Source organism: Pedobacter sp. ASV28, from assembly GCF_016428855.1.
GTDB lineage: Bacteria > Bacteroidota > Bacteroidia > Sphingobacteriales > Sphingobacteriaceae > Pedobacter.
This window is the reverse complement of the sequence record NZ_JAELTN010000060.1, coordinates 18430-29562: the sequence shown is the minus strand read 5'-3', so window position 1 is coordinate 29562 and position 11133 is coordinate 18430. Positions and strand designations below refer to the sequence as shown.

Sequence of the window (11133 nt, the reverse complement as noted above, 5' to 3'; positions counted from 1 at the left end):
CCCCCCCCCCCCCCCCCCCCCCCCCCCCCCCCCCCCCCCCCCCCCCCCCCCCCCCCCCCCCCCCCCCCCCCCCCCCCCCCCCCCCCCCCCCCCCCCCCCCCCCCCCCCCCCCCCCCCCCCCTCTTTTAATGCCTATGACGGAATACGAGATGGTAACGCAGGTCTCGTGGGCTCGGAGATGTGTATAAGAGACAGGAAAGTAATTCTGAAAGGATTTTTCCTTCCATAGGCATTGTACAAACTAAAATTAAGTTCAGACGAGAACCGCTTCGTTTGTTTTAATAAGCGTGTGGCACCTAGATCAAGTCTGTGGTAGGCTGGCATTCGATCGGCATTCCGATCTGAAAAATAAAAATAGCTTTGCCCTAGCATGGTATATTTTCCTCTTGGATAGGTAACTGCATTTCCAGTAGCATACACCCAATTGGCAGAAACCGTCCACTTCTGGCTCAATTTATACATGCCTACAAAAGTAACATCGTGCGTTTTATCCTGACGGGCGTTGTACCATTCATTATGATTAATACCATCTATCTTCCTTTCTGTTTTAGATAAGGTATAGCCCAGCCACCCGGTAAATCTTCCACTTTTCTTTTTGATCAACAGTTCAAGGCCATAGGCGCGCCCCTTACCAAACAACAATTGTGTTTCTATGGGCTTACTGGTAAATATATCGGCACCATTACGGTAGTCAATTTGGTTATCAAGCGATTTATAATAGGTTTCGGCAGAGAACTCATAAGTATTATCGTTAATATTTCTATAGTAACCTATAGATACCTGATCACTAAGTTCTGGCTTTATAATGTTGGTAGAAGCCACCCATCTATCGGTTGGGGAAGCTGCATTGGAATTGCTAATCAGATGTAGATTTTGAACATTCCGAACATAAGATGCCTTAATAGAGGATAATCTGTTTAGCTGCAAGACCAAGGCAAGACGCGGTTCGAGGTTAACGTAAGTTTTTACCATTTCACCACTTTTATAATGGGTAGCTCCAATGACATTGCCGTCATCATCTAAATCGTAAAAATCACCCTTTCCAAATATGCTAAAGGCAGAAATCCTTAATCCATATGTAATATTCAGCGCATCACTTGCTTTCCAGGTATTACTGGCATATACTGCATTTTCCAAAGAATATCTGTTCTGAAATTCCTGCGATAGAAAACCGGAATTGCCCGAAGCCAGCACCTCACCAGGCTTTATGTTATGATAGGCAACACTTAAGCCAAAACTAACGCTATTTCTTTCGTTAGCATACCATTGCATGTTTTCTTTAAAACTCCAGTCTCTTATTTGAGAGAAAAGTGTGAGCGAACTTTCTTCATTGTTTGATTTTATCTTATAGTTATAATTACTAAATATGATTGAGGTATTAGAAAATAATTTGCTGTTATAAACATGGTTCCAACGTAAGGTAGAGGTTGCATTGCCCCAGTTTATACCAGATAAACTTTCCGATGCCAGCACATCTTTCCCAAAATAGCCTGAAATAAATAAACGATCTTTCTCGCCAAGAATATAATTCGCTTTCAAGTTAATATCATAAAAATACAATTGTGTGTTTCTAACTGACGAATCGCTGGAGAGTTTTAAAAACATGTCTGCATACGTTCTGCGTGCAGAAATTAAGAATGAGGATTTATCTTTTTGTATGGGTCCTTCCACATTGAGTCTGGCTGCAATAATCCCTACTCCACCACTTACGCCGAGTTTCTGGTTGTTTCCATCATTCATTTTTACATCCAATACCGATGATAGGCCTCCTCCATACTGGGCAGGCATACCACTTTTATAAAGGGTAACATTTTTTATCGCATCAGAATTAAATGTAGAGAAGAAACCAAGCAAATGGCTAGCATTATACACGGGTGCTTCATCAAGCAGGATAATGTTCTGATCGGAACTGCCACCACGAACAAACATCCCTCCGTTGCCCTCGCCTGCTGTTTTAACGCCAGGTAATAGTTGTAAGGTCTTAATTATATCTGGTTCGCCCATTAAGACCGGAACCTCTTTCGTTTCGCGAATACTAAAACGTTCCATTCCCATTTGCGTAGTTTTAAGGTTTTGATTGCTCGAATTCGCGGTAACGGTAACGGTTTCCAACTTATTCTCATCGTCTTCTAATGCAGCATCGAGTTTAATATTATGATTCAGTTCAATGGAGGTTTTATAAGTTTTGAAACCCACCCCTTTCACTTCTATTACATATTCACCCTTATTTAAGGTAAGTGAATAAAAACCATATTCATTACTCATTGTAGCCTGATTAGTACCGGCAACCCTTATGGAAGCTGCTATCAATGTTTCGCCAGAACCTTTAGATTTAATGGTTCCACTTAAAGTGTACTTTTCTTTGTTTTGATTTGGATTTGCCGCCGGACCGGCCTCCTCCTTTTTTATTGCGTCAGCATTTAGGCGGATAAAAACATCTTTATCCAAAACACTAAATTGTATTGGTTTATATAAAAATGCAATCGATAGGATTTCCTTTAAACTTTTGTTATTGGCATGCACGCTTATTTTTATGCCACTGTTGGCAACTTGCTCATTATAAGTAAATTTTACGCCTGATGCTTTTGATATTTTATCGAGGGCACTTTTAAGTTGCTCATTATTTATATTTATACTCAGTTTTTTATCAAACGGATCTTGCGCATGTACCTCTGATTGTATCAGCGCCATTAAGAAGAGGATCAAAGCAATAACCGTTAGGATCTTTACAGGTCCAATTTTTTTCATTTTTTTTTATTTTTTCGTTACCACACCCTTTTTCACTATAATTATTTACAATTATTGGCAATAAGCTCAAACAGGTTTCATAACTTTATGATTAATATTAATTTTTCATGTCTAGTAGTTCTCAAGGCTCAGACATTTAAGTTGATTAGATATTTGCCCGGTTCTATTTTTCAGAAGCGGGCATTTATTTTATAATTTCATATTGTTCTCCTTTCTTTTCCCATTTGGTTTCCATAACCAGACACAACTTATTTAAAGTTTGTGCTATGGGATCATTCATATTTAAATTCCCATAAAATGTTTTATCTGATAAATGAGTAGATAGCACAATCTGTACATTGTATTGTGATTCTATGTCATGTACAACCTGCTCTAATATTAAACCTTTATATTCATATTGGCCTAGTCTCCTGTTTAAAAAGGAAACGGCTTCAGGATAATCGATTTTACTGAGTTTATTATTGCTTCTGTTAACAACGATTTGTTGGTTAGGCAGTATAGTCTCCGTATAAGTTTTATTTTTTGTTGTCAGCGCTACTGCTACCTTTCCTGTAACGAGCGTAATATTAATTGTATTCTGCTTAGAATATGCCGAAACGTTGAAACTGGTACCCAATACAGTCGTATTCACCTTACCTGTTTTGATGATGAAAGGATGCTTTGCATCATGGGCAACTTCAAAAAAGGCTTCGCCCTCAAGGCTAACGGATCTTTGTGCTTCCTTAAATTTATCAGGATAACTCAGCTTACTGTTGGAACTGAGCCATACCTGAGAGCCATCTGCCAAGATGATTTTTTTTCTTTCTCCTATTGAACTCCATACTTCCTGTTGCTGAACTGGGGCAATGAGTTTGATCACATTATCTCTGAAAAAATATAAACCAGCTGCAAGCACTAATATGGCGGCTGCCGATGCAATGAACCTTTGTAGGTTTACCTTGCCAGATTGAGCGGGTTTTAATTTCACCTGTTTGGTTTCCTGTGGAAGAAAATCTGGGATAAGGCCTATGTCGGGTAAAGTATGCGTATTATCCCATGTAGCCGACATTAATGCTAAAATCTCCTTGTCATCATCTTCGTTAACTAATGCTGTTAAGAAACGTTCGAATTCCTCTTCGCTACACTGGTTATTCAGGTATAAATTATAAAGATTTTTTAATGGCTGTTTTTCTTTCACAATGTTCCAATAATAAAAACGGGCTGTGCTGCCCGACTTGTTTATATCTAATACAACTGCGAGAAGATATAGGACTAGTTGGAATGAAAATAATTTGAGGCTGCAATGAGAAAGCAAATAACGCAATCATTTTTACTTACATAGTTTCGAATAAAACGGGTGGCCTCAACCATGTGGTTTTTAACCGTGTTTTTAGAAATATTAAGTTTTTCAGCAATTTCATCATGGCTCAGGTCTTCTATCCTGCTCATGTGATAAATCAGCTTTTTTTGTGGTGGTAAATTCTGGATGGCCTCATCATAGGTTTTGAGCAGTTCCTTTTCAAATAAATTTTCTTCGGTACTGTTCCTTAAAGCTTCTATATATCCAAATAATTCTTTCTGAAGTACTTTTTCTCTGGCTACTTTTTTTAGGTGATTGAGCACATGGTTTAGCGTGATCTTTTTTATATAAGCTCCAAAATGCAGCGCTGTGTTTATTTGCGCTCTCTTTTGCCAGATCTTAATGAATACTTCCTGCACTATTTCTTCTGCAAGATCTTCTGATTTACACAAATTGCATGCGTAAACTAAGATTTTACTCCTGTATTGATTATAAATTTCAGCAAAGGCAGAGGCCTCACCATTTCTAAGTTTAAGCAATAGCTCAATATCTTTGGGTAGGCCTGAATTCATATTTTATTTGTGAGCCGGACAGATTCTGGAAATTTAACAAAGGACAAATATGAATAAAAATAAAATTTTCCAAAGCAGCTAATTTACATTAGCTAATATTTTTTATCTTTTTGGCGTTTAATGTAGTTATGGCCTCATCGTTTACCAGAAAATGTCAGGATTTTACTTTTAATAAGGATCAATTTAATATGATTTAGTCCATAAATTTTGTATTTTTAGGTAAGTACCTATTTTGCGATGAATGTCATACTTCAATACATATCACAGATAATCAGTTATTTCAGTATAGCCATTATTTGTTATGGTGCAGCACTGGGTTTACTTAAATTTATCTATAATGAGTTTAAGCGCTTTAAGCATTCATTTTCGTTAGCAAAAACAGTTCAGATCAAAATTGAAGTTGGTTATTACCTGTTGTTGGGTTTGGAATTTCTAATCGCATCCGATATTATTGACACTATTCTCCATCCATCATTTAATGACCTGGGCATATTGGGCGGTACTGTTTTCATTAGAACAAGCTTATCCTTTTTCTTAAATAAGGAGATCGAAAATGTTGCGCAACATAAAGCTCCTGAGCAAGCAAATAATCAATTGTAAATCACTTGCAGATTTAGGAATATAGGTAATCTAATTTCGATAGCTAATATCCCACATGAATTGTTCCAAAAAGAACACCACAAACATGGCACAACAACAACAAGCAATTACCTTAAGATAAATCAAATCATAATTAACGTATTCTTACAAAGATTAAACTGTTTTTAAAGTTTTCTGCTTGTTCCTAAGCATTAAGATGGCTTTTCCTGCCCTGATCAATCTTGTCTCTTCCTGTTTGGCAGATCCTACCCAATCACAATAACCTTGTTTGTATCATTTGGATAAAGTCTCAAAAAAGTCTTTGGCTTCCTGATCTTCATTAAATAGTTGTTCTAATTCAACTGGAACACCTTCTATATGTTCTCCCTTTTTAAGCATATTTTTATTTCGATTTTATAAACACCCATTTATTGCCCCATTTTTACGGCATAACTTTTGGCGTAGACATAAGGTAGATAAATTCTTCATTTAATAATTAATAATAGGCTAATGCCCTTAAGTTCTTTAAAGAAACGAAAATAGCATTTTTTAAGACATTAGAGGGAGATCCTCTGCTCAAAAAATTATCAAATGGACAGGGAAGATGGGATTGATTACAGAAGCCTTTGAAGCAAAAAATATGACTAACCACAGCGATCAAAAAAAAGAGGGTGTCCAAAAAGTTCTTTTCTTCATCATTTCCAGTTGCGCCCGTCTTAGATAAGCAGGATTGGCGATCTTAAAGCAGCCATAAATACTACTATAAAAAAGATTGCCGTTTTCACGGGAATAATGATAGAACTTTTTTGGACACCCTCATTAAAAGATTGACCAGTTATCTGGAAGTTATTCCATAAATGTTATCGTATCAGCCTTTTTGGATTATAGGCAACCAAGTATTGCGATTCGCGTACAAGTAAGCTTCCGGGATTTATAGTATTTGTGATGCCCGATTTTAACTGCATTAGGGTATCGTTTACCAGGTCGAAAAATTCGGATAGGATTTCAGGAAGCACTTTTACTGATATCACCGGATGATAACGCTTTTCAATGGCCATTTTCTCTGCGTCTGAAGCTGCACTGAGTTCCCAACCTTCGTCGGCCTTAAAACCAAACTCTTTGGCACAGTTGCCCAATTCATATACATAAACTTTGGCTTGTTGTGGTGCTGTTTTCTTATTGATCATGATTTCTTTTTTTTAACAACGGGTATAATTTCAATTTTGGATACGAAGGTTTTTCCAGCCTGGTAGGCCGAGATAGATTTTTTTCCATTCTGATCAGGAGCCTTCTTAGTGTCTCTGCTTGTGTTTTTACCTTTCATAATTTCCTTTTTTAATTATTTATTTAATAGACCCTTCTTAATTTAATGATCCTCATCCAATGCAGTAACTTCATTACGGGGTATACTGGATCGATCTCAAACCATTTATTTCCGAAATTAGCGCTATTTGGATGTTGATGGTGGTTATTCTGGAAGAGCTCGCCGAGCATTAAAAAATCAAATGGCGTGGTATTCTTCGATTTGTCTTTGTTTTCAAAATTACGGTAGCCATATTTATGGCCGCACCAGTTGACTATTGCACCATGTATTGGTCCCATCATAAAATGTATGGGCAGTAAGAGAAACATCCACCAATGTTCGGCAAAGAAAATATAAAAGACCGTGTAAGCTGCTGCAAAAAGTAACCTCGATAAGATGGAAGATCCTATTCGATCTATAAACGGCCATTCTGGATAATGTCCCGAAAACCTAGCCTCTGGATCTTTGGTACGCTTCACATGGTCACGAAATGTTTTTATGGTAGCGGCCATCATCTGAAAAATATCGGTAAAGAAGTGTGGTGAATGCGGGTCCTTTTCTGTATCGCTATAGGCATGGTGTTCCCGGTGCATGAGCGCATAGGCCCGCGGATTTAAAAAAGAAGCTCCTTCAAACACATAAGCCATTACATAAAATATACGTTCCCAGCTCTTACTGGTGGTAAACATACGGTGGGCAGCATAGCGATGCTGGAAAAATGTTTGAAAAAATAACGATAGGAACCAGTGTGCTATAAAGAAAATCAGAATAATCATAATAAAAAATAAGGTGATACACATTCATTATTTAATCATGTGTATAAAATCGATAAGAAGTAGGGAAAGGCTTTAATATTCCTTAATGACCTGAACTGCCCGAGCGTAAACGCAAAATGAATTTAAAAAAAATGCGTTTCAAAAATCGGCAACATCCCTGCTGCCCTAACTAAATGCAGATACTCTTTATAGAAGATATAACTATATAACACAGAATGATAACATTTGTTACGTCATCAGCATAATATAATCTTTAAAGATAACCATATTCCATGAAGGGAATAGGTCAACTGACATTTTTTTTATCAAAGTTTGCAAAATTGCCTAGAATTTGTACTTTTGCGGCGGAGAGCTGGCAGAGTGGTCGAATGCGGCAGTCTTGAAAACTGTTGACTGTAATAGGTCCGGGGGTTCGAATCCCTCGCTCTCCGCCAAACAAAAAGTGCCATCTAATTGATGGCACTTTTTGTATCTAAAGAATTATTGTGGCGCATTCGTGGCATTTCCGATTTTTAGAAAAGGGAAAGCGTGATTTAAGGGCTTTGAACACATAAAGTTCGAAGCCTCCAGGTACATAGGCAACGCAAAGCAATAGCCCTCTGGCCTATAGGTTTGGAACAGGCATAAAAATGGCATGAAACTGTAGGGTTTGTACTGAAAGCAGCAAAGAAAAACATGAAAATGCAGGCGCAGTTTTCTGCAAGTCGAGATTTTAATGCATTTCAATACTATACATTCCGTTTTTGCCCTTTTAAGAAATTACCGACATCGTTATTCTAACTTTAGTTTTACAAGTGCTTGCCTTAAGAATGACATTTTCTTCTTTCGTAACATCAGAACCGCAAGGTAAGGGCAAACCTGTCAGCTCGCCAGTTTCAATCCACTTCTCTATTTTCTTCTTTTCTATATATGTGGCTTCGTTATCCATACCAAATTTTAGGTCGAATTTTTTTTTCCTTTTAAATCCAGCCTTTTTTGCAAAAATAAAATTGGGAAATGTTGAATAGTTAAGATTAAACTCACTTACGTATGTATTATACTGTTCGACAATTTCATTTAATTCAACAGCATTATCTTGAAGACTTTTCAGTCTTTCCTTTAAGGTAGCCTTTTCTGCATAGCAAGGTTCTACTTTTAGGTATTGTTTATTTGTATTGTATTCAAGTAACCACAAAGCTTCTACATCCTTAATATTTCTTTCCTTCTTATTGTTAAGGATAGCTATGACCAGAGAATCTACCTTACAGTTTATGCCGTTAACAACAGAGAGACTATCTAAATCTAACAACCTCTTGGTACTTTTTTGGTATAATGATGTCCAAATTAATTCTATGGCACTGTTTTTTTCTTCCAGCTGTTTTAGGGCACTGCGTTTAAATAAATAGAAAATGCTAAAACATATGATTGCAAATGTTGCAACAATGATTAATAAAATGTATACAATCTTTTTCATAATTTTTAATTTATCAACTGCCCCTTACCTATCTCGTTTACTCCAACAAAGAGAATTAATATTTTCATTATTCATCGCCTTGCTTCCAAAATATAGCTTTGGCCCCGTTTATGGGTAAGCCCGCTTCCTTGAAACCATAAATAAAATTCCCAAGATGAATAGACCGGTAATTATCCTACACGCCAGATATGTACTCGGTGACAATTTAAAGCCTTGCAAAAATATCTTATTATACTTATCAATGAGACCAATATTAAAAAAAAGGAGCAGTAGCCTCAATACATTTTGAGGCGAATTTACGCTTAATGGTGTAATGAGCCGCACGCAAAACAAAAGGGCTACCTGGTAAAGTAACAATAATAAGGGTGCATTAAAATAATACCCGCAAATAGCGATGAGCACATATGTGCATACTACTATATAAATTCTATTCATAATAACTTCTACATAAATAGCTTATCGACAATTTAAATAACACAAAAATATCTATATAAACCATTTTTTCGACTAGTGAACCCAAATTATCAAATATATCAAACCCTGTCAGACTATAATTTTTTATCCTTTTATCAATCCCTTCATTAATTGGATTAAAGATTAATGAATTCCTTGGCACTGTTAAACCGATTACCTACCAATCTTATCTTTCCAGCTGGTTAATGTCTAACCTACATCGAAAGTTAATTCTAAACCAGAGATGTCACCATTATAGTATTCAAGACCTGAGACTGTAACCGATGTGACAGTACTTACATTTCCCGCTAATTTCCCCAATTTCCCGATGACTTTTTATGAGAAGCATAACCATTTGACAGTCGTTATCCTACAAAACCCTTAAAGGGATGGACCATTTTTATACCTGTATGAAAGCAGTTTATCATATGCGGCTTTGATATTGCTATTTATTTTCAGTGTACTATCGGCCTGTCTTTCGTTCAAGGTTGTTAGTTTTCCATCCTTTGAAAAATCGACCAAGCTATAACTATGCAATGTGGTTTTTGCACCGGTATCATAATCCGGCGTATTTGTCTTAAAAATAATGAGTTTATCATCCCTAAATGAAGATACAATACGGATAGCAGCATCGGCTTCCGAAACACCACATGGAATGATGTATATTTTGTTTCTATCCCGAAAATGGTTAACAATGAGGTATGATAATTCATCCGGAAATTTGGGGTCAAAGCCACTAACAAATGTGATCATTCTAATGTTATAACCAGCTGAATTTAAAATACTGCCATTGTAATAGACATCATAAACATGATGGTTTTGCCAAAGCGCATTTAAAATGGTATCGGTATTACAGAGTTTTGCAATTGGCTTTCGCGTTGATGTTGTGATACCATCTATAGGAAAGTAATCATATTGCAAGCTATCTTTGCATGATGAAACATGGGTTTCAATGCCTAATTCATTTTCGTTATAGCTGATTTTATCATTTGAACAGGATACATATAGTAACGAATAAAGACAAATGATACAGTGATAGGTTTTTCTCATGGTAAGTTCGGTATAACTTTAAATCCAAAAAATTTGGTGATAAAAATTAGGCTAACTAAAAATATTGAATTTCTTATCATGATGAAAATATATTACAGCTTCTGTAATGACTAAAACCTCCCCAGTTCCAAAATTGATTTAAAGCCGCTACAAAATTATCAGAAATTGAATATTGGGTTTAACAGCTACCAATCTGGTGTAAAAATCAAGTTCTTTTTTGATAATCTCAACTTTATATACTCATATTCATACTTCTTATCAAATCGAAAAATTGTATCTCCCTTTACTCTAATAGTGTCTTTGCCACGGAATATACCTGCTTGCGGCGAATGATAAACAAATTCAACAAGAAAGCCTTTATTGCTTAAATTGTAAATACCCATGCGCCCTCTTGTGGGAACCAAGGATTTGATATTTTCTAAATCGACTTGTTCAAACATTCCAATCCTACCATCTTTATAAAACTTGATTGCATTATTTTTTTCTCTTAGCAAGATATCATTTCCACTACTATCTTTTATTGTTTCCTGACCATTTATTCTTGTATTAAAATAAATTGCGGAAGTATCTATTAATTGATAGGCCAGCTCATTTGTATTAGGTTTGATGGAAAACCTAGATACAGGTATCCTAATTGCATTATTCTCAGTCTTATATGAAAAACAGCCCATTAAAAATACTGCTATACTTATATATACTATATTTTTTACCATGATGAAAACATATTACGACTTCTAAATTGACTAAAACCTCTCCAATTCCACAACATATTCCTAAATCCGGCATTGCCGATCATTCCGTGAATAACCCTATCTTGTACCGCATGTCGGACATGCTCACTATTGGCACCAAATCTATAGTTTTTTATCCCTAATATTAGCGCTCCAACTCGATAAGATGGACCTGTTTCATACATGACG

Annotated in this window: 10 protein-coding genes, 1 tRNA gene and 1 pseudogene; 2 read left to right on the top strand and 10 right to left on the bottom strand. The window is 36.3% G+C overall.

The annotated features are described in order from the left end of the window. Positions 1-132 precede the first annotated feature (132 nt). From JHD79_RS18295 to JHD79_RS18285, 3 genes are all read right to left on the bottom strand, one after another. Positions 133-2748: a TonB-dependent receptor gene (locus JHD79_RS18295; RefSeq protein ID WP_199120786.1), complete on the bottom strand. Its 2616-nt coding sequence runs from the start codon at positions 2746-2748 to the stop codon at positions 133-135. Positions 2749-2932: 184 nt separating this feature from the next. Then, complete coding sequence (locus JHD79_RS18290; RefSeq protein ID WP_199120785.1) at positions 2933-3925, bottom strand: FecR family protein; 993 nt, start codon at positions 3923-3925, stop codon at positions 2933-2935. A 74-nt stretch (positions 3926-3999) separates the two neighbouring features. Next, positions 4000-4599, bottom strand: coding sequence for an RNA polymerase sigma factor (locus JHD79_RS18285; protein WP_199120783.1), 600 nt, complete (start codon positions 4597-4599; stop codon positions 4000-4002). Positions 4600-4836: 237 nt separating this feature from the next. Here JHD79_RS18285 and JHD79_RS18280 point away from each other — a divergent pair, with 237 nt between their 5' ends. Next, entirely contained in the window at positions 4837-5199 is a 363-nt protein-coding gene (locus tag JHD79_RS18280) for a DUF1622 domain-containing protein (RefSeq protein ID WP_199120782.1), read from the top strand. A gap of 153 nt (positions 5200-5352) precedes the next feature. Here JHD79_RS18280 and JHD79_RS23215 read toward each other — a convergent pair. The 3 genes and pseudogenes from JHD79_RS23215 to JHD79_RS18265 all read right to left on the bottom strand — a co-directional run. Beyond that, positions 5353-5460, bottom strand: a pseudogene (locus JHD79_RS23215) (hypothetical protein); the annotation flags it as partial. A 578-nt stretch (positions 5461-6038) separates the two neighbouring features. Next, entirely contained in the window at positions 6039-6365 is a 327-nt protein-coding gene (locus JHD79_RS18270) for a hypothetical protein (protein ID WP_199120781.1), read from the bottom strand. A 160-nt stretch (positions 6366-6525) separates the two neighbouring features. After that, positions 6526-7257, bottom strand: coding sequence for an acyl-CoA desaturase (locus JHD79_RS18265; protein ID WP_199120780.1), 732 nt, complete (start codon positions 7255-7257; stop codon positions 6526-6528). Between the two features lie 346 nt (positions 7258-7603). Here JHD79_RS18265 and JHD79_RS18260 point away from each other — a divergent pair. Next, positions 7604-7691: transfer RNA gene (locus JHD79_RS18260), tRNA-Ser, on the top strand. A gap of 317 nt (positions 7692-8008) precedes the next feature. On the opposite strand, the gene JHD79_RS18255 is transcribed toward JHD79_RS18260, so the two are convergent. The 4 genes from JHD79_RS18255 to JHD79_RS18240 form a co-directional block, all read right to left on the bottom strand. Beyond that, positions 8009-8710: a hypothetical protein gene (locus JHD79_RS18255; RefSeq protein WP_199120778.1), complete on the bottom strand. Its 702-nt coding sequence runs from the start codon at positions 8708-8710 to the stop codon at positions 8009-8011. 834 nt (positions 8711-9544) lie between these two features. Then, complete coding sequence (locus tag JHD79_RS18250; RefSeq protein WP_199120776.1) at positions 9545-10213, bottom strand: hypothetical protein; 669 nt, start codon at positions 10211-10213, stop codon at positions 9545-9547. 185 nt (positions 10214-10398) lie between these two features. After that, positions 10399-10926 (bottom strand): hypothetical protein, encoded by a 528-nt coding sequence (locus tag JHD79_RS18245; RefSeq protein WP_199120775.1) that lies wholly within the window; start codon positions 10924-10926, stop codon positions 10399-10401. Next, complete coding sequence (locus tag JHD79_RS18240; protein ID WP_199120773.1) at positions 10920-11129, bottom strand: polymorphic toxin type 23 domain-containing protein; 210 nt, start codon at positions 11127-11129, stop codon at positions 10920-10922. Before JHD79_RS18240 ends, JHD79_RS18245 begins: the two co-directional genes overlap by 7 nt. Positions 11130-11133 lie beyond the last annotated feature (4 nt).